The organism is Micromonospora sp. HB375 (assembly GCF_017872985.1).
Lineage (GTDB): Bacteria > Actinomycetota > Actinomycetes > Mycobacteriales > Micromonosporaceae > Micromonospora > Micromonospora chalcea.
Genome location: NZ_JAGGJO010000001.1, coordinates 6,667,280 through 6,688,640, shown reverse-complemented (window position 1 = coordinate 6,688,640; position 21,361 = coordinate 6,667,280). Strand labels below are relative to the sequence as shown.

Genomic DNA, 21,361 nt, shown 5'->3' with positions numbered 1-21,361 from the left:
CCCACCGGGCCGGGTGGGGACGCGCCTTTTGTCTGTCGGTCAGCCCTCGGGGCGGTTGAGCAGCCCCACCGCGATCGTGTGCACGGCGTCCAGCGCCGCCGGGTCGGCCAGCGGCGCGGAACCGCCGGTGACCGCGTACCACTCGTCGGCGTCCTTGTACTGCACCCGCAGCGTCACCCGGCCGTCGGCGTGCTCGGTGCGCAGCGTCAGCTCGCCGGTCACCACGCCCACCTCGTCGGTCATGACCCCGCCCGGACCGGGGACGATGTCGGTGGTCCGGTCCGCCGCTCCGGCCGGCGCGCCCCCGGCCGGCGCCCCCGGCACCGCGTCGGCGGTCATGCCCGCCCCGGCGACGTCCGCCGACTCCGGCTGCCGGCCGTCCGCCGTCATCCCGGCCGAGGCCGGACCGGCGGGTGCGGCGTCTGTCTCCGGCGTGCCCGCCGGGGCCGGTGTGGCGTCCGGCCCGGTCACGGTTTGCTCGCCCATGTGCAGCCCTCCAGCATGTCGGTGAGAGCGGCCTTCTCGGCACTTGTCACAGTCAGCCGCCAGTAGTGCTTGACCGTCACCCAGTCCGCCGCGTACTGACACCAGGACGACCGGTTCGGCGGCTTCCACTGGGACGGATCCTGGTCACCCTTTGCCCGGTTGGACCGCGCCGAAACCGCGATGAGCTGCGGCCGGGTCAGGTCGTTGGCGAAGTCGCCGCGCTTCGAGTCGTCCCACTCGTCCGCGCCCGACCGCCACGCGGCGGCCAGCGGCACCGTGTGGTCGATGTCCACGCCCGACGGATCGGTCAGCACCACCCCGTCGTAGACGCTCTCCCACCGGCCACCCACCACGTTGCAGCCGGACAGCTTGATGTCCTCGCCGTCGCGCTGCAGCACGCTGTCGCGTACGTCGCAGTTCTTGCCGGTGCCCCGCCAGTGCGGGAAGCGGGAACGGCTGTAGCCCTTCATCGACCCGGCGGTGGCCACTGTCAGCTCACCGAGCTGCTTGTTGACGTTCCCGGCGGCGCTCGGCGGCGCCTCCGGCTCGGTGACCGACACCTCGCAGCCGGCCACGCCGAGGGCGAGCACCGCGCTCAGCGCGGCCGCCAGCCCGGCTCGGGCTCCTGATCTCGTACGCACAGACGACACCTCTCCAGCTTGCGTGCTCCGGGCGAGTCCGCACAGTACCCGGCGGCGGTTTCTGCGATTCGTGGCGTCGAGGATGGGCGGCGGGCAGAGTGGTGAGACGTGACCGCACCCGCACCCGCTCCCGCCCTGCGTACCGGCTCCGCCGCCGGACGCGGCACGCTGCTCGCCGCGATCCTCGCCTCCGGCATGGTGTTCCTCGACAGCACTGTCGTCAACGTCGCGCTGCCGCGCCTCGGCGCGGAGCTGGACGCCACCGTCGCCGGTCTGCAGTGGACCGTGAACGGCTACCTGCTCATGCTTGCCGCGTTCGTGCTGCTCGGCGGCGCGCTCGGGGACCGGTTCGGGCGGCGGCGCATCTTCCTGCTCGGCGTGGTCTGGTTCGCGGTGGCGTCGGTGCTCTGCGGGCTCGCCCAGGACACCGGCTGGCTCATCGCCGCCCGGTTCCTCCAGGGCGCAGGCGGGGCGCTGCTCACCCCCGGGTCGCTGTCGGTGCTCCAGGCCAGCTTCCACCCGGACGACAGGGGCCGGGCCATCGGCACCTGGTCCGGACTGTCCGGCGTGTCCACAGCGCTCGGCCCGCTGCTCGGCGGCTGGCTCATCGACACGCTCTCCTGGCGGTGGATCTTCTTCGTCAACCTGCCGTTGGCCGTGGGCGTGGTGTTCGCCGCGCTGCGCTGGGTGCCGGAGAGCCGCGACGAGGCGGCGTCTCGTACCGGAAAGGGGCGGCGGTTCGACGTGGCCGGTGCGCTGCTCGGCGCGCTCGCGCTCGGCGGAGTCACGTACGCGCTGATCGACGCCCCGGCGCGCGGCGCCTCCCCGGCGGTGCTGGTCGCGGCAGTGCTCGGGGTGGTCGCCGTGGTGGTGTTCGTGCTGGTCGAGCGGCGGCGTGGCGACACCGCGATGCTGCCCACCGGGCTGTTCTCCAGCCGGCTGTTCTCCGTGCTGAACGTCTTCACCGTCGTGGTGTACGCCGCGCTCGGCGGGTTCACCTTCTTCCTCGCCGTCTACCTGCAGAACGTGGTCGGCTGGTCGGCGCTGCTCACCGGCCTGGCCACAGTGCCGATGACGGTGCTGCTGCTGGTCGGCTCGCCGCGCGCGGGCGCGCTGTCGGCCCGCATCGGCCCCCGGCTGCCGCTCACCGTCGGCCCGGTGATCGCCGCCGTGGGTCTGCTGCTGCTGCGCCGGGTCGGGCCTGGTGCGTCGTACTGGGTGGACGTGCTGCCGGGCGTGGCGCTGTTCGGCGCCGGGCTCACGCTCGTGGTCGCGCCGCTGACCACGTCGGTGCTCGGCGCGGTCTCGGACCGGTTCGCCGGGGTGGCGAGCGGCTTCAACAACGCCGCGTCCCGGGCCGGCGGCCTGCTCGCGGTGGCCGCGCTGCCGCTGCTGGTCGGGCTGTCGGGCACCGGGTACGAGCAGAAGGGCGCGCTCGCAGTCGCGTACCGGGGGGCGTTGGCGTGGTGCGCGGGGCTGCTGCTCGCCGGCGCGGTGCTAGCCGCCGTGCTGATCCACCGCCCCGGGCGGAAGCGTTAAGAAGGGCCCCCTCCTATGCAGAATGCGTTAAGAAGGGGCCCTTCCTTACACCTCAGGCGCGGGTGCGGTTCACCGCGCTCGTGACCGCCTTGATCGAGGCGGTGACGATGTTCGCGTCCACCCCGACGCCCCACACCGTACGGCCGTCCACCTCGCACTCCACGTACGCGGCGGCCTGCGCGTCCCCACCGGAGGACAGCGCGTGCTCGTGGTAGTCGAGCACCCGTACCGCCACGCCCAGGGACTGCAGCGCGTTGACGTACGCGTCGATCGGGCCGTTGCCGACGGAGGTCAGCGCGCGGGTCTCCCCGCCGAAGCCGACGCGGGCGTCGATCTCGACCTTGCCGTCGACGGTGCCGATGGTGTACTCGGCCAGCTTCACGGCCGGGTCGACCTGGTGGTCGACCAGGTAGTTGCGGGCGAAGATATCCCACATCGAGCCCGGCTCGACCTCGCCGCCGTCGTGGTCGGTGACCTGCTGCACCACGCCGGAGAACTCGATCTGGAGGCGGCGCGGCAGGTCGAGCTGGTGCTCGGTCTTCATGATGTACGCGACGCCGCCCTTGCCGGACTGCGAGTTGACCCGGATGACCGCCTCGTAGGTGCGGCCCAGGTCCTTCGGGTCGATCGGCAGGTAGGGCACCGCCCAGGTGAAGTCGTCCACCGGCACCCCGGCCGCCGCCGCGTCGGCGTTCAGCGCGGCGAAGCCCTTGTTGATCGCGTCCTGGTGGGAGCCGGAGAACGCGGTGTAGACCAGGTCGCCCGCGTACGGGTGGCGCTCGTGCACCGGCAGCTGGTTGCAGTACTCGACGGCGCGCTTGATCTCGTCGATGTTCGAGAAGTCGATCATCGGGTCGATGCCCTGGGAGAACATGTTCAGGCCCAGCGTCACCAGGTCGACGTTGCCGGTGCGCTCACCGTTGCCGAACAGGCAGCCCTCGATCCGGTCCGCGCCGGCCAGCAGGCCCAGCTCGGCGGCGGCCACGCCGGTGCCCCGGTCGTTGTGCGGGTGCAGGCTCAGCACCAGGCTGTCCCGCCGGGGCAGACGCCGGTGCATCCACTCGATCGAGTCGGCGTAGACGTTCGGCATCGCCATCTCGACCGTGGCCGGCAGGTTGATGATCAGCTTCCGGTCCGGCGTCGGGTCGATCACGTCGATCACCGCCGAGCAGACCTCCAGCGCGTACTCCAGCTCGGTGCCCGTGTACGACTCCGGCGAGTACTCGTAGTGGATGTCGGTGTCCGGGGTGTGGATCTCCGCGTACTTCTGGCACAGCCGCGCGCCCTGGGTGGCGATGTCGGTGATGCCGTCGCGGTCCAGGCCGAAGACCACCCGGCGCTGCAGCGTCGAGGTGGAGTTGTAGAAGTGCACGATGGCCCGGCGGGCGCCGCGCAGCGACTCGAAGGTCCGCTCGATCAGGTGCTCCCGGCACTGGGTCAGCACCTGGATGGTGACGTCCTCCGGGATCAGGTCCTGCTCGATCAGCTGCCGTACGAAGTCGTAGTCGGTCTGGCTCGCCGACGGGAAGCCGACCTCGATCTCCTTGTAGCCCATCTGCACCAGCAGCTGGAACATCCGCCGCTTGCGCTCGGGCGACATCGGGTCGATCAGCGCCTGGTTGCCGTCGCGGAGGTCGACTGCGCACCAGCGGGGCGCGGCCTCGACGCGGCGGGTGGGCCAGGAGCGGTCCGGCAGGTCGACGCCGAACTCACGGTCGTACGGGACGTAGCGGTGGACCGGCATCCGGCTGGGGCGCTGGCTGGCGAACGGATCGGTGGCGGTGACAGGTTGAGCCATCTCGGAGTGCTCCCTGGAACATGTGGCGTCAGCAGATCGGAAAGGTGTCGGCGGAATGCCGGGCGACGGTGCGCGGCGGTGCCGAGAAGAAGATCGGATGTGCTGGACGGCGCGTAGCGACTCCGCGACGAGGTGCCGGCCGGTCAGGCCTCGTCGCGGCAGCCAAGGAGAAGGTACGCGCGCCACATGACAAGGTCACCCTACGTGGTGGGACGTGCGGTGGGAAGGCTGGTCCGGACTATGGGACCAGAGTCACGGAGCCGGAGGGCTTCGCCACGTCCGGTAGCCGAGGTGTCCGTTCCGCCCGGGTCACCGCGGGCACGATCGCCAGTCCGACGAGGATGAAGATCGCCGAGGCCGGGTACCAGCCCCAGCCGCCGGTGCTCACGCCGAGCGCGGTCAGCCCGGCCGGAGCGATCAGGAACTGCAACTGGGAGCCGAGCCCGAACGCGCCGACGTACGCGCCGCGCTGGGCGGCGGGTGGCAGCGTGGCGGTGAGTCCCCAGGCGCCCGCCGACTCGATCAGCTCCGCCAGGATGAGCAGTGTCGCGGCGGCCACCAGCGCGACCACGGTGAGCGCTCCCCGGGTCGCGCCGGAAATCGGCAGGACCAGGCAGAACAGGGCGATCAAAACCGCGCCCCGACGGGACGCACGGGCCGCGCCCGGCGCGTCGTCCGCGCCCCGGCTGGCGCGTACCTGGAACAGCACGATCAGCACGGTGTTGAGCAGCACCAGCCCGGCGATGATCGTCTTCGGCGCGTCGGTGTGGGTGAGGATCCACAGCGGCATCACCGTCAGGTAGAGCGTCTGGTGCGCGGTGAGCAGCCCGGAGAGCAGCGCGACGGTCATGAACGGCCGGTCCCGCAGCACCGCCAGCCGGCTCATCGGCTCGGCCGTGCGGGTCACCTCCGGCAGTCGCGGCAGCCGGCGGACGAAACCGGCGGTCACCAGGAAGACCACGGCGATGAACCAGACCATCCCGCGGTACGCCCAGATCGTGTCGACGGCCAGCACCAGGCCGCTGATCAGCGCGCCGATCCCGAAGCCGACGTTCAGCGAGGAGCGCTGGTAGGCCATGGCGGTGACCCGTTCCTCCGGGCGCAGCACGTTGATCGAGTAGACCTGGCGGGCCACGCCGGTCGCCGCGCCCGTCACGGCCAGCGCGATCACCACCGCGAGGAACCCGGCGAAGCCGCCGACGAACGGGTACGCCGCGAACAGCGCCGCGTCCAGCAACAGGCAGACGATCCACACCCGCTGCGGCCCGTACCGGTCGGTGAGCCCGCCCAGCGGCACGGTGCCGAGCAGTGACGCGCCGGCGGCGAGGGAGAGGCCGAGACCCACCTGGGCCGGACTCAGCCCGAGCGCCCGGGTGAAGAACACGGCGCTGCCCGCCTGGAACAGTCCGGTGCCGACGGCGTAGACCATCGCCTGCACGGCCAGGGCGCGGGTCAGCCCGGCCGGTGGTACGACGTCGCGGACGGCGGTGCGGATGCTCTCTCTGGCCCCCATGACCGATGAGCAGATCGTGCCCCCCACGCGCCGGTCGAGCCTTTTAGGCTGAGTCGAATCGGGGGGTGCGCATGTCCGAGTTGCGGTTCACGCTGGCCGACGTCGCGGGCGTGCGGTTCGGTGTGTCGCCGGCCAACGAGACGGTCATGAGCCTGTGGGCGCTCGCCGATCCGGCCCGCTATCCGGTGCACCTGCAGTGGATCGACCGGGCTCGGGCGACGCTGCGCCGCCCGGAGGTGGCCGAGCGGGTCGCTCCGCTGGTGCACCTCACCCTGCCGCGCCGCTGGCTGCCCGACTTCCTCACCCCGGCGGCCCGCCCCGGGGTGGAGATGGACGGCCAGCTCGACCAGATCGCCGCGACGCCGCCCGACGTGGTGGTCCGGGACCTGCTGGCGACCACGCCGAGCGGACCACTACGCCCGTTCGGGCGGGCGTTGCTCGCCGACCCGACCGAGCTGTTGCCGCCGCTCGTCGAGGCGATGCGGGTCTGGTACGACGAGGCGATCGCCCCGGACTGGCCGCGGATGCGAGCGGTGCTCGACGCCGACGTCGCGTACCGGGCGGCCCAGCTCGCCGAGGGCGGGACGGGGAATCTGTTCGAGCGGCTCCACCCTGGCCTGCGGTGGCTCGGCGACCGGGTGGTCAGCGACGACCCGTTCGAGCGGGACTTCGACCTGCGGGGGCGAGGGCTGGCGTTGAACCCGAGCGTGTTCAGCCGCCAGCGGGTGCTGTGGAACCTGCTGGAGGACTCGTTGCCGGCCGCGGCGTACCCGGTTCGGGCGGTCGGGACGCTGTGGGAACGCGGACCTGAACCGGCCGGCGACGCGCTCGCCCGGGTGGTCGGCGGCGGCCGGGCCGCCCTGCTGAACCTGCTCGACGCGGCGACGACCACCACGGACCTCGCCCGGCTCACCGGGCTGTCCGCCGGGAACGTGTCCCAGCACCTCTCCGCGCTGCACGCCGCCGGTCTCGTCACCCGGTCCCGCGCCGGGCGGCACGTGCTCTACCGCAACACCGAGGTCGGTGCCGCGTTGCTCCGCGCCGCGCGTGGCGGCTGAGCGGAACGCGTCACGGCGCTCCCGGGCTCGGGGCGTCCCGGCTCACCGGCTCGCCGTCGGTCACCGCGCCGGCCAGTTCGACGGTGCCCGGCGCGGCGCCGGGCTCGCCGGTCAGCGTCAGCGTGCCGAAGCCGGCCCGGACCGCCGCCGGTGTGCCGTCCTCCCGGAAGCAGTAGATGCCCACGTCCAACGGCGCGTTCAGCGAGGCGGAGGTCGTGTCGACCGAGTAGCACCGGCCGGTGACGCCGGGCAGCGGCGCGGCGGGGGAGACAGCGAGCGGCGCGCGCCTGTCGGTCAGCACCTCCAGCCAGTCGGTGAACGGGTGCTGCACCCGGGGGTCCAGCCGACGGGGCACCGCGTCGTCGGCGTCGCCGAGCCGGACACAGCTGGCCGCCTGCGTCCAGCCGGCCGAGGGCAGCGCGCACTGGAACAGCCCGTCGGAGGTGGCGGCGAGCGAGACGTCCACCGTCCCGTCCCGCCCCCAGCCGGGCACGTCGACCCGCCAGCTGCCGTCGTTGGCGCTGGTCACCGCCACCGTGCGGGGAGCGCCTTCGGCCGGGGTGAAGGAGTACGCGGCGGTGTGGTGCCGGTCCTGCGCGGCGGCGGCCAGCCCGGCCAGCTCGTCGCGGGCGGCGTCCACCTGCACCGGCACCGGGTCGGCGGAGCCGGTGGGCGCCGTTTCGGGCCGGTCGTTCACACAGGCGGCCAGCAGCGTCGGCAGGATGAGCGCGAGCGCGCCGGTCGCCCGGCGGGCCGCGCGTCGATGAGCGTGCACCGGCTCATTCTGCGTCGTCCGGGCGGCCGCGGACAGCCCACCGTACGGCTGTACCGCTTGGCGTGTCGCGTACTCCCGGGCTGGTGAGCCGCCCCACGCCGGGGCCGGATGGTGGGATCACCCGACCCGGCGTCGCGGGCCGCCCGATAGGCTGAGGCGGTCTGACACGCGCCGCCGGACCGAGAAACCCGGCGGCGTCGGCACGCTCAGGGTCGTCGCTGGGAGGGAGTGCACCGTCGTGGCACTCGTGGTGCAGAAGTACGGCGGGTCCTCCGTCGCCAACGCCGAGCGGATCAAGCGGGTGGCCGAGCGCATCGTGGCCGCGCGCAAGGCCGGCGACGACGTGGTCGTGGTGGTGTCCGCCATGGGCGACACCACCGACGAGCTGCTCGACCTCGCCAACCAGGTCAGCCCGCTGCCGCCCGGCCGCGAGCTGGACATGCTGCTCACCGCCGGGGAGCGGATCTCCATGGCGCTGCTCGCCATGGCCATCCACAACCTGGGGTACGAGGCCCGCTCGTTCACCGGTTCCCAGGCGGGCGTGATCACTACCTCGGTGCACGGCCGGGCCCGGATCATCGACGTGACCCCGGGGCGGCTCAAGGGCGCGCTGGACGAGGGCGCGGTGGTCATCGTGGCCGGCTTCCAGGGCGTCTCGCAGGACACCAAGGACGTCACCACGCTCGGGCGGGGCGGCTCGGACACCACCGCCGTGGCGCTCGCCGCCGCGCTGGAGGCGGACGTCTGCGAGATCTACACCGATGTGGACGGCATCTTCACCGCTGACCCGCGGATCGTGCCGAACGCCCGGCACATCACCCGGATCACCTACGAGGAGATGCTGGAGCTGGCCGCCTGCGGCGCGAAGGTGCTGCATCTGCGCAGCGTCGAGTACGCGCGGCGCGCGGGCTTGCCGATCCACGTCCGTTCGTCATACTCGACCAACACCGGCACGATGGTCACCGGATCGATGGAGGACCTTCCTGTGGAACAGGCACTGATCACCGGGGTCGCCCACGACCGCAGCGAAGCGAAGATCACGATCGTCGGCGTGCCCGACGAGCCGGGCGCCGCCGCGCGCATCTTCGACACGGTCGCCGGCGCGGAGATCAACATCGACATGATCGTGCAGAACGTGTCCACCGAGGGCACCGGCCGCACCGACATCTCGTTCACGCTGCCCAAGGCGGACGGCCCGACCGCGATGACCGCGCTCAGCAAGATCCAGGAGACGGTCAAGTTCAAGGGCCTGCTCTACGACGACCACGTCGGCAAGGTCAGCCTGATCGGCGCCGGCATGCGCTCGCACCCGGGCGTGGCCGCCGGCTTCTTCGCCGCCCTCGGCGCGGCCGGCGTCAACATCGAGATGATCTCCACCTCGGAGATCCGGGTCTCCGTGGTCTGCCGCGACACCGACCTGGACAAGGCGGTCCGCGCCATCCACGACGCCTTCGAGCTGGGTGGTGACACCGAAGCCGTCGTCTACGCCGGCACCGGGCGGTAACGCGCCGTGGCGTCGCTGCCCACCCTCGCCGTGGTCGGGGCGACAGGTGCCGTCGGTACGGTGATGTGCCAGATCCTCTCCTCCCGGCGCAACGTGTGGGGCGAGATCCGGCTGCTCGCCTCCGAGCGGTCGGCCGGCCGGCGCGTGCAGTGCCGGGGCGAGGAGCTGACCGTCCAGGCCCTCACCGCGGACGCTCTCGACGGCGTCGACGTGGCCATGTTCGACGTGCCGGACGACGTGTCGGCGCAGTGGGCCCCGGTCGCCGTCGCGCGCGGCGCGGTGGTGGTCGACAACTCCGGCGCGTTCCGGATGGACCGCGACGTGCCGCTCGTCGTCCCCGAGATCAACCCCGACCAGGTACGCAACCGACCCCGGGGCATCATCGCCAACGCCAACTGCACCACGCTGGCCATGATCGTGGCGATCGCCCCGCTGCACCGCGCGTACGGCCTGCGCGAGCTGGTGCTCGCGTCGTACCAGGCGGTGTCCGGGGCCGGGCAGGCCGGCGTGGACGCGCTGCACCTGCAGCTCGGCAAGATCGCCGGGGACCGGGCGCTCGGCTCCCGCGCCGGTGACGTGCGCCAGGCCGTCGGCGACGAGCTGGGTCCGTTCCCGGCGCCGCTGGCGCTCAACGTCGTACCGTGGGCGGGCTCGCTCGCAGACGACGGCTGGTCGTCGGAGGAGTTGAAGCTCCGCAACGAGTCCCGCAAGATCCTCGGGCTGCCCGATCTCAAGGTCTCCGCCACCTGCGTACGGGTGCCGGTGGTGACCGGTCACTCGGTCGCCGTGCACGCGGTCTTCGCCACCGAGGTGGACGCCGAGGAAGCCCGCGAGGTGCTGCGCAACGCGCCGGGCGTGATCCTGGTCGACGACCCGGCGTCCGGGGAGTTCCCGATGCCGATCGACGCGGTCGGCACCGACCCGTCCTGGGTGGGCCGCATCCGCCGCGCGGTGGACGACCCGAGAGCCCTCGACCTCTTCGTGACCGGCGACAACCTCCGCAAGGGCGCCGCCCTGAACACGGCCCAGATCGCCGAACTCCTCGCCAGGGAACTCACCGCCTAGCCCCGTCGATCTTGCACTTCGCGCCTTGGCATAAGGGGTAAATGCCCCGTGCTTCGGGCCGCAAGTGCAAGATCGCGGGATCGCGGGGGACAAGGTGGGTCAGGCGGCGGAGAGGTGGACTCCGTCTCGGCCGTGGCGCTTGACCGCGTAGAGGGCCTGGTCGGCTCGGTGCAGGGTGCGTTCGGGGGACTCGCCGGGCCGCGGCAGCGCGATGCCGACGCTGATCGTCCGGCCGGTACGGCGGGCCGCCTCGGTGAGCCGCTCCGCGATCCGGACCGCCTCCTCCGGGCGGCTCACCTCGATCACCGCCACGAACTCGTCCCCGCCGGTCCGGTACAGCTCGTCGCCCTGGCGCAGCGCGCCCTCCAGTGCCCGGGCCAGCCCCACCAGCAACCGGTCGCCGGCCTGGTGGCCGTACGTGTCGTTGACGTCCTTGAACCCGTCCACGTCGATCGCCAGCAGGGCGGTACGCCCCGGCGTGGCGGTGGCGATCCGCTGCCCGAACGAGCCGGTGTGCCGTAGCCCGGTGAGCGGGTCGGAGCTGGCCTGCTCGCGCAGCCGGGCGAGCGTACGCAGCCGGTCCAGGCAGGTCCACGCCTGCCCGGCGAGCAGTTCGATCAGGTTGACAGTGGTCGGGTCGGGGCGCAGGCGCTGCTCGTCGGCGACCAGCAGCACGCCGCCGGCAGCCGGCGTGCCGACCGGCACCGCCACCAGTGTGCGCGCGCCCGCCCGGGTCAGCGGCAGGTACTCCTCGGTGGGCGGGTGCCCCGCCTCGCCCAGCGTGTACGCCGAGCCGTACCGGTGGGCCCGGTCGATCATGCGGTCCAGCGCGGCCGGGCCGGCCTCGGCCAGCTCGGCGCGGATGCGTGCCTCCAACTCGCCGGGGGTGTCGGTGGGCGCGCCGAGGCGTGGGCCGCTCCGCCCGGTGAGGACCAGCACGGCGGCGGAGAGCGCCGACACGTCCCGGGCCGCGGCGAGCGCGGCGGTCATCAGGTCCCAGTCGGTCGGGGCGGCGGTGAACGCGGCGGCGTGCCGGAGCAGCTTCTCGCTGCGGCTCTCGGCCGGTGACCCGCCGAGCGCGGCGATCCGCCCGCCGAGGCGGTCGGCCACCAGTTCGGCGGTCTCCCGCCACGCCGCGAGCGGGACGGGCTCGCACCACTGCAGGTCGAGCACGCCGATGGGCCGGCCGTCCGGGTCACGTACCGGAACGCAGAGTTCGGCGGTGACGTCCGGCCGGACCGGCAGGTAGTCGGGGTCGGCGCTCACGTCGGGCACGACGGCGGTCACCCCGGAGGCGTACACCCGCCGCACCACCGAGGGTTCGGGTCGGTGGCGGGCGGGCGCGTCGGCGGTCGCCGGGACGTGCGAGAAGACCTGCCACGCGCCGGTGGCGGCGACGCAGCGCAGACGGTCGTGGACCCGGAGCAGGACGGCGGCGGTCGCCGGGGTGTGCCGGGCGAGCGCGGCGACCGTCCACTGGCACGCCTCCGGGACGGTGGACGCCGTGGGGAGGCGCACCGTGACGTCGCGGAGTACTCGCTCGTGATCCACGTCGTTCCTGCTCGGAGGGGGTAGGTCGCGATCAAGCGTACTCAGCGCGACCGTCACCGACCTTCGTACACATGTGCTATCCACAGGCTGTGGACGCAGCCTGTGGGCGGGATCGGGCCTGCGCGGGGAGGGCGCGCGGCGATAGCGTGAGGGCCCGGGCACCCCGAGGAGGCGGCCGATGCTCATCGCCCAGCTCAGCGACCCGCACGTGACCACCGGCCCGCTCGCGGCCGACCCGGCGTCCGGGCTGCACCGGGCGCTCGGCACGGTGCTCGCGCTGCGTCCCCGGCCCGACTGCGTGGTGATCACCGGCGACCTGACCGCCAACGGCCGGCCGGACGAATACCTCGCCCTGCGCGAGATCGTCGGCGCGTTCCCGCTACCGGTGCACCTGGCCACCGGCAACCACGACGACCGCGAGTCGCTGCTCGACACGTTCGGCGGCACCCCCTACCTGGCCGGCGGCTTCTCGGCGCACTACCACGTCGACCTGCCGGACGCGACGCTCGTGGTGCTCGACTCGCTCACCCCGGGCAGCACCGGCGGCCGGCTCGGCGACGAGCAGCTCGCCTGGCTCGACGGGGTGCTCGGCGGGCGTACCGACGCGCCCGCCGTCGTGTGCCTGCACCATCCGCCGGTCGCGGTCGGCGTACCGGGCATGGACGCGATGGGCCTCGCGGACGCCGACGCGCTCGCCGCCGTGGTCGGCCGGCACCCCCATGTCGTACGCGTCGCCGCGGGGCACCTGCACCGCCAGGTGACAAGCGCGTTCGCCGGTACGGTGCTGACCGTCGCGCCGAGCACGTGGATCCAGGTGAGCCTGAGTATGTCCGACGAGGAGGAGCCGGGGTTCGTCGCCGAGCCGACGGCCTTCCTGCTGCACCTGGTCGCCGACGGCGGCTGCGTGACACACACCGTCCAGGTCAGCCACGCCGCCGGGCGCACCTGCTGGTTCTGACGGCGACGCCGATGCTCTGGTACGTCGCGTACGGCTCGAACCTGCACGCCGCCCGGCTCGACTGGTACCTGCGTGGCGGACGCCCACCCGGCGGGCTGCGCACGTACCCCGGCTGCCGGGACTGCCGGCCACCGCGCCGGACCGTCCCGGCGCTGATCCCCGGCGGGGTCTATTTCGCGGGCGAGTCGCGGGCCTGGACCGGCGGCATGGCGTTCTACGACCCGCAGCTGCCCGGCCGGGCGGCGGCGCGCGGCTACCTGGTGACCGTCGAGCAGTTCGCCGACATCGCGGTGCAGGAGATGTACCGGCCGCCGGGCGCCGACCTGGCCGGTATCCGCGCGGCGGTCGAGACCGGGCGGGCGAGGCTCGGGCCGGGCCGCTACGAGACGCTGCTGCGGGTCGGCGTCCGCGAAGGGCTGCCGATGCTCACGTTCACCGCGCCGCACCGCGCGGTGGAGGTGCCGTGGACCCGGCCCGCTCCGCTCTATCTCGGGATGCTGGCGCGCGGTCTGCGGGAGGCGCACGGCTGGGACACCGCGCGGATCGTCGGCTACCTGGCGGGCCGTCCGGGAGTCGCCGGGCGGTGGAACCGGCGGGCGTTGCGCGGGCTCGTCGCCGCCACCCACAGCCGGCTTTCGAACCGGCTCTCCGGGGCTTCGGTCGAATTCGGACAGTCCGTTGCGGATGTCGATCCGTCAGACGTGAACGACCGTTCGGCTCGCGATGGGTGTCCGCCAGGCGCTGATTCCGGCGAGGACGGTTGCCAGCGCAAGGAATTGCGCGTGACATGAGCGTCGGCGCCGGCTCCCTGTCCCTGGGAGCCGGCGCCCTTCACGACGCGGGCATCGACAGCGAGCGCCGCGCGGAAATTCACCAGACCGTCATGTCCGACTCGTCCGGCGGACCGGTACGGGTCTCCCACCACGTCGACGATTCCGAATGCCACCCCGGTCGACCTGAGGCCCGGTGGATGAGAAGCTACCCCCGAGCGGGGGTGGCGTTCCCCGATTGCCGCCTTCCACGATCGACCCCTGTCATGGCACGGACCAGGGCCACCGGGCGAACCATCGTCCGGACACCAGCATCGGTATCTCACGAGGAGTTCCATGTCCGTCACCGGGATGCGACGCCGGGCCGTAGTCGGCCTGGCCGCACTCGCCGCGACCGCGTTCACCGCTGTCGCCGTCACCCCCGACCAGGCCGAGGCGCGCCCGAAGCCGGTCGACGTCCAGCTGCTCGCGATCAACGACTTCCACGGCAACCTGGAGCCGCCGAGCGGGTCCAGCGGCACCATCGACGGCCAGCCGGCCGGTGGCGCGGAATACCTGGCCAGCCACCTGAAGTCGATGCGCGCCGAGGCCAAGAAGCAGGGCAAGGGCACCGTCACTGTCGCCGCCGGTGACCTGATCGGCGCCTCGCCGCTGCTGTCCGCCGCGTTCCACGACGAGCCGACCATCGAGGAGATGAACCTCGCCGGGCTGGAGTTCGCGAGCGTCGGCAACCACGAGTTCGACGAGGGCGCGGCCGAGCTGCTGCGCATGCAGCGCGGCGGCTGCCACCCGGTGGACGGCTGCGCCGACGGCACCCCGTTCGGTGGCGCCAAGTTCAAGTACCTCTCGGCGAACGCGTTCAAGACCTCCACCGGCCTGCCGCTGATGCAGCCGTTCGGCATCAAGATCGTCAAGGGTGTGCCGATCGGCTTCATCGGGATGACCCTGGAGGGCACCCCGAACATCGTCAGCCAGCAGGGCGTCGCCGGCCTGCGGTTCAGCGACGAGGCCGACACCGCCAACAAGTACGCCAAGATCCTGCGCCTGCTCGGCGTCAAGAGCATCGTCGTGCTGCTGCACGAGGGCGGCGTGCAGAACGGCGGCGGCATCAACGACTGCACCGGGTTCAGCGGCCCGATCGTCGACATCGCCAACCGGATGGACCCGTCCATCGACGTGATCGTCAGCGGGCACACCCACGCCGCGTACAACTGCAACATCAACGGCAAGCTGGTCACCAGCGCCAGCTCGTTCGGCCGCCTGGTCACCCAGATCGACCTGAAGATCGACCCGCGTACCCGCGACGTGGTGAGCGCGTCCGCGAACAACGTGGTGGTCACCCGGGACGTGGCGCCGGACAAGCCCTCGACCGACCTGATCAACCGGTACAAGACCGCGCTCGGCCCGGTGGCCGACCGGGTCGTCGGCGAGACCACCGCGGCGATCACCAAGACCCAGGAGAACCTGTACCAGACCGGGGTCGACGTCAACGGCAAGCCGACGTACCAGACCGGTGAGTCGCCGCTGGGCAACGTGATCGCCGACGCGCAGCTCGCCGCGACCGACACCGAGCAGAACGCGGTCGCCGCGTTCATGAACCCCGGTGGCGTACGCGCCGACCTCGACGCCGGCCCGGTCACCTACGCCGAGGCGTTCACCGTGCAGCCGTTCGCCAACAACCTGGTGACGCTCGACCTGACCGGTGCGCAGCTCTACTGCATGCTGGAGCAGCAGTTCACAGTGGCGCGCGTGCTCTACGCGTCCTCCACCGTCAACTACGTCGTGGACGTCGACGGCACCACCGCGCCGGCCGGCACGCCGTGCGCCGGCACCCGCGTGGTCCGGGGCAGCCTCACCATCAACGGCACCCCGGTGACGGACACCGCCACCTACCGGGTCACCGTGAACAACTTCCTCGCCGGTGGCGGCGACGGCTTCAGCGTCCTGACCGGCGGCACCAACGCGGTGACCGGCCAGATCGACCTGGACGCCTTCACCGCGTACCTGACCGAGAAGTCGCCGGTCTCCCCGCCGGCGCTGGACCGGATCCGCACCACCACCGAGGTCGCCGCCGGCTGACCGCCGACCGCACCGCCGACGGGCCCCGGAGCGAATGCTGCGGGGCCCGTTCGCGTGTCAGCCGCCGGGGACGTGTCCCGGGTCAGGTCGCCCGCGCGGGCTCGGGCTCCGGCGTCTCGGCGGCCGTCAGGCGGCCGTCCTGCGCGGCGGTGAGCAGCGGACGCAGCGACAGCGCGAGCAGCGAGGCGGCCAGGCAGCCGCCCACCACGACCGCCACCCAGACCCGGCCGTTCGCCGCGCCGATCAGCGGCCCGGCGGTGACCGGGCCGACCACACCGCTGATCCCGAAGATCATCGAGCTCATCGCGTTGTACCGGCCACGCAGCTCGTCGGTGGCGAGCGCGTTCGTGAGCGCGGGCATGACCGGAGACAGCATCGTCTCGCCGAACCCGAAGATCGCCGAGCAGGCCACCACGCCGAGCGCCGCGAGCAGCGCGTTGCCGCTGCCCACCACGCCGGCCGCGCCGAGCACCAGCCACGCGCCGGCGAACACCGCGCCGACGGTGGCCAGGGCACGGGTACGGCTGCGCCCCTCCAGCCGCCGGATCACCAGCAGCTGGGAGAGCACGATCATGACGGTGTTCGCGGCGAGCGCCCACGCCACCACGCGCGGCGTCACCTCGACCACCCGCACCGAGTACGCCGCGAAGCCCACCTCGATCTGCGCGTACCCGCAGGTGGTGAGCACCAGGCCGAAGATGACGAGGCGGCGGAACGGCCGGTCCCGCAGCACCGTGAGGTAGCCGCCGGTCCTCCGATCGGCGGCCGTCGCCCCCGTGGCCGCGACCGGCCGGCGCCCCACGTGCGGCAGCGTCAGCAGGATCAGCGCCGGCGTCAGGTAGCTCACCGCGTCCAGCAGGTAGATCACCTCGAACGTGACCGGACGGGCCACGTCGACCACCGCGCCGGAGATCAGGCCGCCCGTGCCGATACCGAGGTTGAGCAGCGCGAAGTTGAGCCCGAAGACGCGCTGCCGCTCGCCGTCGTCGGTGAGCGAGGCGAGGATCGTGTTCTGCCCGGCCCAGATCGCCGAGCTGCCGACGGCGATGAGCGTCATCACGCCGAACGCCGAGGCGGTCGAGTCGACGAGCGCCAGTGAGCCGACGCCGATCGCCTCGATCACCAGGCAGGGCAACACGACCCGGCGCGCGCCGAAGCGGTCGATGAACGTGCCGGCCAGCGGCGAGAGCGCCAGCGTGACAGCGCCGAACCAGCCGATCACCAGCCCGGCCCGGGTGTCGGTCAGGCCGCGTACGTCGGTGAGGTAGATGAACAGGAACGGCAGGGTGAGGCCGCGCCCGACCGCGGAGAACAGGGTTCCGAGCAGGATCCGGCGGGCTTCGGGACGGGCGGGCAGGGCGCGGCGCAGCATGGCAGGGATTCTGTGCTTCGGGTACGACTCTCGCGACCCGTTTACCCCTTACACACGCGGTCGCTGGGCCGGAAGGTGAGCGAACACACGTGCTCTGCCATGCTGACCCGGTGATGACGACCTGGCGGCACCTGCCCGCACCGGCCCGCGAGATCGCCGAGACGGCCACCGACGCGGTGGGCGCCGCGCAGGCCCGCGACGCCGAGACGTACGCCCCGGCCGTCGAGCGGCTGGCCGCCGCCGACCGGTCCGGGCTGGTGCTCGGCGGTGTGGTCCGGCTGCTGCTGGAGGAGGGCCATCCGGACGGGCTGGACGGCGACGACGTACGCCAGGTGCTGGAACAGTGCGTCCGGTCGGCGGCGGCCTGGTGGCCCGACGTCGACCCGCACGTGCTGCTGGTGCTGCTGGCCGGCGCGCTCGGCGTCTACGACCCCGGTGACGACGAGAACCCGCCCGGCCCGGCGGCGGTCGCCCGGCACGCCCCGCTGCTCGTGGCCGACCTGCTGGCGGTCACCGGACGACCGTTCGCCGAGTACCTGACCGCCGCGTTCGCCGAGGTGGCGCGCACGGAGACGCACGACTGACGGACCTGTTGGCCGGCGGCTCACCGGCCGGCGGCTGGCGCGTCGGTTTACGGGCCCGCGGCTGGCGCGTCGGCCTACGGGCTCGCGGCCAGGAAGACGAACGCGGCGAGCAGCACCAGGTGCACGCCGCCCTGGAGCACTGTGGCCCGGCCCGGCACGACGGTGAGCACCGCTGTGACAGCGGTCAGCGCCAGCAGCGTCATCTGGGTGCCGCCCAGGCCCAGCATCAGCGGCCCGTCCAGCCAGATCGAGGCGATCGCGATGGCCGGGATGGTCAGGCCGATGCTGGCCATGGCCGAGCCGAGCGCGAGGTTGAGGCTGATCTGCACGCGGTCCCGCCGGGCCGCCCGGGCGGCGGCGAGCGTCTCCGGCAGCAGCACCAGCAGCGCGATGACCACGCCGACGAACGCCTGCGGCAGGTTCGCCGCGCTGACCGCGGTCTCGATCGCCGGGGAGATCGTCTTCGCGTCGCCGACCACCGCGACGAGCGCCACCACCAGCAGGGCCAGGCTGGCCAGGGCGGTACGTGTGGACGGCGGCTCGGCGTGGCCGTCGCCGGTCTTGTCCTCGGCGAGGATGCTGCCCTCCTGGGTGACCGGGAGGAAGTAGTCGCGGTGCCGGCCGGTCTGCACCATCACGAACAGCAGATAGAGGGCCAGCGAGGCGACCGCCGCGAAGGCGAGCTGGGCGGGGGAGAACTCCGGGCCCGGCCGGCTCGTGGTGAACGTCGGCACCACCATGCTGAGCGTGGCGAGCGTCGCCACCGTCGCCAGCGCCCCTCCGGTGCCCTCCGGATTGAACACCGCCACCTGCCGGCGCAGCGCGCCGAGCAGCAGCGACAGGCCGAGGATGCCGTTGCAGGTGATCATGACGGCGGCGAAGACGGTGTCCCGCGCCAGCGCCTGCGTCTTGTCCCCACCGCTGATCATCAGCGTGACGATCAGACCGACTTCGATCACGGTGACCGCCACCGCCAGCACGAGCGAGCCGTACGGCTCACCGACCTTGTGCGCCACCACCTCGGCGTGGTGTACGGCCGCCAGCACAGCCGCCGCGAGCAGGGCCGCCACCACGAAGATGAGCGGGCCGGGCAGCTCCCGTCCCCAGGTCATCACGAGCACGAGCACGGCGACCAGGGGCGCGACGGTGGTCCAATCGGTCAGGCGGGATCGGATCATCGGCGGCATGCGCATAACTTTGCCAGGCGGCAGGGTCGACGCCGCGTGGCGGGGTGGCTTCGGGCAGTCCTGTCGATCTATTCGGTCGAGGCCGGTTGCTCCACATGGGTGGGCAGGTCACGGAGGTTCGCGATCACCGGTCCGATCCAGCCGGGATCGGTGTCCTGGTGCTCGGTGGTCCGCAGCACCGTCATGCCGACCGCCGCCGCGCCGGCCAGTTCGCCGTCCGCGCCGTCGCCCACGTAGACGCATTCCGCCGGCGCGACGCCCAGGCGCTGCGCGGCGGTGCGGTAGATCGCCGGGTCCGGCTTGGCCAGCCCGACCGCGCTGGAGAAGACCGCGACGTCGAAGCGCCGGGCGAGTGGGCCGGCCGCCCACGCCTCGGCGGTCTCGGAAGTGGCATTGCTGATCAGGGCCAGCCGGTGGCCGCGCTCGCGCAGCGCGTCGAGCACGTCCAGGGTGCCGACCGGGACGCGGCCCAGCACGCGGCGGGCCAGCGCACGCCGATGCGCGGCGGCGTGGCTTACCTGCTCGTCCGTCGGCGAGCCGCCGAGGCGTTCGGCGAGGATGCGGACGGTCTCCTCCGCGCTCCACCGGACGAGCCGGTCCCGCCACGTCGCGTGGTACGCGGCGACGAGCGCCGCCGGAGCCACCCCGACCAGGAGCGCCATCTCGCCGACCACCCGGTCCCGCTCGTCGTCGGCGCCGTGGACCAGGGTGTGGAAGAGGTCGAAGATGACCGGCCGTGGCATGCCGGGATCCTACTGCGAGGGTGATCACGGCTGGGGAAACGCAGAGGGCACATCCGATGGATCGGATGTGCCCTCTTACCTCTGGTCGGGGTGGCCGGATTCGAACCGACGACCTCTTCGTCCCGAACGAAGCGCGCTACCAAGCTGCGCCACACCCCGAGGCGTGCCGACAAATAGTAGCCCACCCGCCCGCACGGTCAAACTCGGTACCCCCCCGCTCCGCGCGGGCGGCAGATCTTGGTACGAACCGGCCCTCGGAGGGGCGGGCGCGTACCAAGATCTGCCGGGAAGCGGGGACGCCGGGCGGCGGGGTCAGCGGGAGATCAGCGTGAGGATGCTGGCCTCGGGGGGGCAGGCGAAGCGGATGGGGGCGGTGGGGTGGGTGCCGAGGCCGGCGGAGACGTGCAGCCACGAGTCCGAGCCGGGCCAGCGGTGCAACCCGCGCGCCATCGAGCGGGGCAGCCCGCAGTTGGTCACCAGCGCGCCGTACCCGGGCACGCACACCTGGCCGCCGTGGGTGTGCCCGGCGAGCAGCAGGCCGAAGCCGTCGGCCGCCATCCGGTCCAGCACCGCGGGCTCGGGGGAGTGGGACAGCGCGATCGACAGCGCCGCGTCGCCGCTGACCGGGCCGGCCACGGCGTCGTAGTCGTCGCGTTCGATGTGCGGGTCGTCCACGCCGACCAGCTCGATCTCCCGCCCGCCGGCCTTGAGCGAGGTGCGCGCGTTGTTCATGTCGACCCAGCCGGCGCCGGTGAGGATGTCGCGCAGTTCCTCGTACGGCAGGGGCGTGCCCTCGGTGTATTCCCGGTCCGGCAGGAAGTAGGTGAAGGGGTTCTTCAGGACCGGGCCGGTGTAGTCGTTGGAGCCGAAGACGAACGCGCCGGGCAGGTCGAGCAGCGGTTGCAGCGCGCGCAGCACACCCGGCACCGACTCCGGGTGGGCCATGTTGTCGCCGGTGACCACGACCAGGTCCGGGTCGAGCGCGGCCAGCGAGGCCACCCAGTCCTGCTTGCGCCGCTGGGCGGGCATCATGTGCAGGTCCGAGAGGTGCAGCACCCGCAGCGGTTCGGCGTCGGTCGGGAGCACCGGCACGTCGTACCGGCGCAGGGTGAACATGTTGCGCTCGATGAGCGACGCGTACGCGAGGGTGGCCGCCCCGGCGGCGACGGTTCCGGCCGCGAGACGGAATAGTGTGCGCTTTCGCATGGCGTTCAGGGTAGTTTCACCGTCCATGAGCACGCTGAAGGACCGTCTCACCGCCGACATGCGCGCCGCCCTGAAGGCGCGCGACGAGCTGACCACCTCCACGCTTCGCATGGCCCTCGCGGCCGTGGGCAACGCCGAGGTGGCCGGCCGGGAAAAGCGCGAGCTCAGCGACGACGAGGTGCTCGCGGTGCTGGCCAAGGAGGCGAAGAAGCGCCGCGAGGCGGCAGTGGCGTTCGCCGACGCCGGGCGCGCCGAGCAGGCCGGCAAGGAGACCGCCGAGGGTGAGGTGCTGGAGCGCTACCTGCCCAAGCAGCTCTCCGACGAGGAACTGGCCGAGCTGGTCTCGGGGGCGCTCGCCGCGGGCGGCTTCACCGGCAAGGCGCAGATGGGCCCGGCCATGAAGGCCGCCCAGGCCGCGGTGGCCGGCCGCGCCGAGGGGGGCCGGGTAGCCGCCGAGGTACGCCGCCAGCTGGGCCTCTGACCGTCCCGTAGACACAAGAAGAAGCGACGGCCACCCCCTTCACGGAGGTGG

Annotated in this window: 19 protein-coding genes and 1 tRNA gene; 9 read left to right on the top strand and 11 right to left on the bottom strand. The window is 72.7% G+C overall.

Annotation, left to right across the window (positions count from 1 at the left end):
- Nucleotides 1-39: 39 nt before the first annotated feature.
- Together J3R08_RS29830 and J3R08_RS29825 are read right to left on the bottom strand one after the other, a co-directional pair.
- Entirely contained in the window at nucleotides 40-486 is a 447-nt protein-coding gene (locus J3R08_RS29830) for a hypothetical protein (RefSeq protein WP_187693158.1), read from the bottom strand.
- Nucleotides 468-1,127, bottom strand: coding sequence for an HNH endonuclease family protein (locus J3R08_RS29825; RefSeq protein WP_069089554.1), 660 nt, complete (start codon nucleotides 1,125-1,127; stop codon nucleotides 468-470). Before J3R08_RS29825 ends, J3R08_RS29830 begins: the two co-directional genes overlap by 19 nt.
- A 108-nt stretch (nucleotides 1,128-1,235) precedes the next feature.
- Between J3R08_RS29825 and J3R08_RS29820 the strand changes: the two genes are divergently transcribed.
- A complete protein-coding gene (locus tag J3R08_RS29820; RefSeq protein ID WP_209963606.1) occupies nucleotides 1,236-2,666 on the top strand; it encodes an MFS transporter in 1,431 nt (476 codons plus the stop codon).
- A 52-nt stretch (nucleotides 2,667-2,718) separates the two neighbouring features.
- Here the strand turns inward: J3R08_RS29820 and leuA are convergent, their stop codons facing one another.
- Both leuA and J3R08_RS29810 read right to left on the bottom strand, forming a co-directional pair.
- The gene (gene leuA, locus J3R08_RS29815) at nucleotides 2,719-4,464 is read right to left on the bottom strand and encodes a 2-isopropylmalate synthase (RefSeq protein ID WP_043327846.1); all 1,746 of its coding nucleotides are present in this window, start codon (nucleotides 4,462-4,464) and stop codon (nucleotides 2,719-2,721) included.
- 238 nt (nucleotides 4,465-4,702) lie between these two features.
- Nucleotides 4,703-5,977, bottom strand: a complete 1,275-nt coding sequence (locus J3R08_RS29810; RefSeq protein ID WP_051611334.1) for an MFS transporter — start codon at nucleotides 5,975-5,977, stop codon at nucleotides 4,703-4,705.
- Between the two features lie 71 nt (nucleotides 5,978-6,048).
- Between J3R08_RS29810 and J3R08_RS29805 the strand changes: the two genes are divergently transcribed.
- Nucleotides 6,049-7,035: a DUF5937 family protein gene (locus J3R08_RS29805; protein WP_064446810.1), complete on the top strand. Its 987-nt coding sequence runs from the start codon at nucleotides 6,049-6,051 to the stop codon at nucleotides 7,033-7,035.
- A gap of 10 nt (nucleotides 7,036-7,045) precedes the next feature.
- On the opposite strand, the gene J3R08_RS29800 is transcribed toward J3R08_RS29805, so the two are convergent.
- Nucleotides 7,046-7,810 carry a hypothetical protein gene (locus tag J3R08_RS29800; protein WP_051611336.1) on the bottom strand — a complete coding sequence of 255 codons (765 nt, stop codon included), beginning with the start codon at nucleotides 7,808-7,810 and terminating at the stop codon, nucleotides 7,046-7,048.
- A gap of 238 nt (nucleotides 7,811-8,048) precedes the next feature.
- On the opposite strand from J3R08_RS29800, the gene J3R08_RS29795 reads away from it, so the two are divergent.
- Both J3R08_RS29795 and J3R08_RS29790 read left to right on the top strand, forming a co-directional pair.
- Entirely contained in the window at nucleotides 8,049-9,314 is a 1,266-nt protein-coding gene (locus tag J3R08_RS29795; protein ID WP_030502103.1) for an aspartate kinase, read from the top strand.
- Nucleotides 9,315-9,320: 6 nt separating this feature from the next.
- Nucleotides 9,321-10,379, top strand: coding sequence for an aspartate-semialdehyde dehydrogenase (locus J3R08_RS29790; RefSeq protein ID WP_043327848.1), 1,059 nt, complete (start codon nucleotides 9,321-9,323; stop codon nucleotides 10,377-10,379).
- Nucleotides 10,380-10,478: 99 nt separating this feature from the next.
- On the opposite strand, the gene J3R08_RS29785 is transcribed toward J3R08_RS29790, so the two are convergent.
- Nucleotides 10,479-11,930 carry a diguanylate cyclase domain-containing protein gene (locus J3R08_RS29785; RefSeq protein ID WP_043327849.1) on the bottom strand — a complete coding sequence of 484 codons (1,452 nt, stop codon included), beginning with the start codon at nucleotides 11,928-11,930 and terminating at the stop codon, nucleotides 10,479-10,481.
- A 178-nt stretch (nucleotides 11,931-12,108) separates the two neighbouring features.
- Here J3R08_RS29785 and J3R08_RS29780 point away from each other — a divergent pair, with 178 nt between their 5' ends.
- The 3 genes from J3R08_RS29780 (at nucleotide 12,109) to J3R08_RS29770 (ending at nucleotide 15,737) form a co-directional block, all read left to right on the top strand.
- Entirely contained in the window at nucleotides 12,109-12,888 is a 780-nt protein-coding gene (locus tag J3R08_RS29780) for a phosphodiesterase (protein ID WP_043327850.1), read from the top strand.
- Nucleotides 12,889-12,899: 11 nt separating this feature from the next.
- Nucleotides 12,900-13,679 (top strand): histone deacetylase, encoded by a 780-nt coding sequence (locus J3R08_RS29775; RefSeq protein WP_245254836.1) that lies wholly within the window; start codon nucleotides 12,900-12,902, stop codon nucleotides 13,677-13,679.
- Between the two features lie 315 nt (nucleotides 13,680-13,994).
- Nucleotides 13,995-15,737, top strand: a complete 1,743-nt coding sequence (locus tag J3R08_RS29770; protein ID WP_043327851.1) for a bifunctional UDP-sugar hydrolase/5'-nucleotidase — start codon at nucleotides 13,995-13,997, stop codon at nucleotides 15,735-15,737.
- Between the two features lie 82 nt (nucleotides 15,738-15,819).
- Here J3R08_RS29770 and J3R08_RS29765 read toward each other — a convergent pair whose 3' ends face one another.
- Nucleotides 15,820-17,109: an MFS transporter gene (locus J3R08_RS29765; RefSeq protein WP_209963603.1), complete on the bottom strand. Its 1,290-nt coding sequence runs from the start codon at nucleotides 17,107-17,109 to the stop codon at nucleotides 15,820-15,822.
- Between the two features lie 113 nt (nucleotides 17,110-17,222).
- On the opposite strand from J3R08_RS29765, the gene J3R08_RS29760 reads away from it, so the two are divergent.
- A complete protein-coding gene (locus tag J3R08_RS29760) occupies nucleotides 17,223-17,693 on the top strand; it encodes a hypothetical protein (RefSeq protein WP_233607679.1) in 471 nt (156 codons plus the stop codon).
- Between the two features lie 74 nt (nucleotides 17,694-17,767).
- Here J3R08_RS29760 and J3R08_RS29755 read toward each other — a convergent pair whose 3' ends face one another.
- The 4 genes from J3R08_RS29755 to J3R08_RS29740 all read right to left on the bottom strand — a co-directional run bounded on the left by J3R08_RS29755 (nucleotide 17,768) and on the right by J3R08_RS29740 (nucleotide 20,829).
- Nucleotides 17,768-18,871, bottom strand: a complete 1,104-nt coding sequence (locus J3R08_RS29755) for a calcium:proton antiporter (protein WP_043330855.1) — start codon at nucleotides 18,869-18,871, stop codon at nucleotides 17,768-17,770.
- A gap of 77 nt (nucleotides 18,872-18,948) precedes the next feature.
- Complete coding sequence (locus J3R08_RS29750) at nucleotides 18,949-19,623, bottom strand: HAD family hydrolase (RefSeq protein ID WP_209963601.1); 675 nt, start codon at nucleotides 19,621-19,623, stop codon at nucleotides 18,949-18,951.
- An 82-nt stretch (nucleotides 19,624-19,705) separates the two neighbouring features.
- A tRNA-Pro gene (locus J3R08_RS29745) sits at nucleotides 19,706-19,782 on the bottom strand.
- Nucleotides 19,783-19,935: 153 nt separating this feature from the next.
- Nucleotides 19,936-20,829 (bottom strand): metallophosphoesterase, encoded by an 894-nt coding sequence (locus J3R08_RS29740; protein ID WP_043327854.1) that lies wholly within the window; start codon nucleotides 20,827-20,829, stop codon nucleotides 19,936-19,938.
- A 25-nt stretch (nucleotides 20,830-20,854) separates the two neighbouring features.
- Between J3R08_RS29740 and J3R08_RS29735 the strand changes: the two genes are divergently transcribed.
- Nucleotides 20,855-21,310, top strand: a complete 456-nt coding sequence (locus J3R08_RS29735; RefSeq protein ID WP_043327855.1) for a GatB/YqeY domain-containing protein — start codon at nucleotides 20,855-20,857, stop codon at nucleotides 21,308-21,310.
- Nucleotides 21,311-21,361 lie beyond the last annotated feature (51 nt).

Excerpts from the sequence above, each read along its gene's own strand:
- J3R08_RS29830 (WP_187693158.1), bottom strand. The coding sequence starts at position 486 with ATGGGCGAGCAAACCGTGACCGGGCCGGACGCCACACCGGCCCCGGCG.
- leuA (WP_043327846.1), bottom strand. The coding sequence starts at position 4,464 with ATGGCTCAACCTGTCACCGCCACCGATCCGTTCGCCAGCCAGCGCCCC.
- J3R08_RS29810 (WP_051611334.1), bottom strand. The coding sequence starts at position 5,977 with ATGGGGGCCAGAGAGAGCATCCGCACCGCCGTCCGCGACGTCGTACCA.
- J3R08_RS29805 (WP_064446810.1), top strand. The coding sequence starts at position 6,049 with ATGTCCGAGTTGCGGTTCACGCTGGCCGACGTCGCGGGCGTGCGGTTC.
- J3R08_RS29780 (WP_043327850.1), top strand. The coding sequence starts at position 12,109 with ATGCTCATCGCCCAGCTCAGCGACCCGCACGTGACCACCGGCCCGCTC.
- J3R08_RS29775 (WP_245254836.1), top strand. The coding sequence starts at position 12,900 with ATGCTCTGGTACGTCGCGTACGGCTCGAACCTGCACGCCGCCCGGCTC.
- J3R08_RS29770 (WP_043327851.1), top strand. The coding sequence starts at position 13,995 with ATGTCCGTCACCGGGATGCGACGCCGGGCCGTAGTCGGCCTGGCCGCA.
- J3R08_RS29765 (WP_209963603.1), bottom strand. The coding sequence starts at position 17,109 with ATGCTGCGCCGCGCCCTGCCCGCCCGTCCCGAAGCCCGCCGGATCCTG.
- J3R08_RS29760 (WP_233607679.1), top strand. The coding sequence starts at position 17,223 with ATGACGACCTGGCGGCACCTGCCCGCACCGGCCCGCGAGATCGCCGAG.
- J3R08_RS29755 (WP_043330855.1), bottom strand. The coding sequence starts at position 18,871 with ATGATCCGATCCCGCCTGACCGATTGGACCACCGTCGCGCCCCTGGTC.
- J3R08_RS29750 (WP_209963601.1), bottom strand. The coding sequence starts at position 19,623 with ATGCCACGGCCGGTCATCTTCGACCTCTTCCACACCCTGGTCCACGGC.
- J3R08_RS29740 (WP_043327854.1), bottom strand. The coding sequence starts at position 20,829 with ATGCGAAAGCGCACACTATTCCGTCTCGCGGCCGGAACCGTCGCCGCC.
- J3R08_RS29735 (WP_043327855.1), top strand. The coding sequence starts at position 20,855 with ATGAGCACGCTGAAGGACCGTCTCACCGCCGACATGCGCGCCGCCCTG.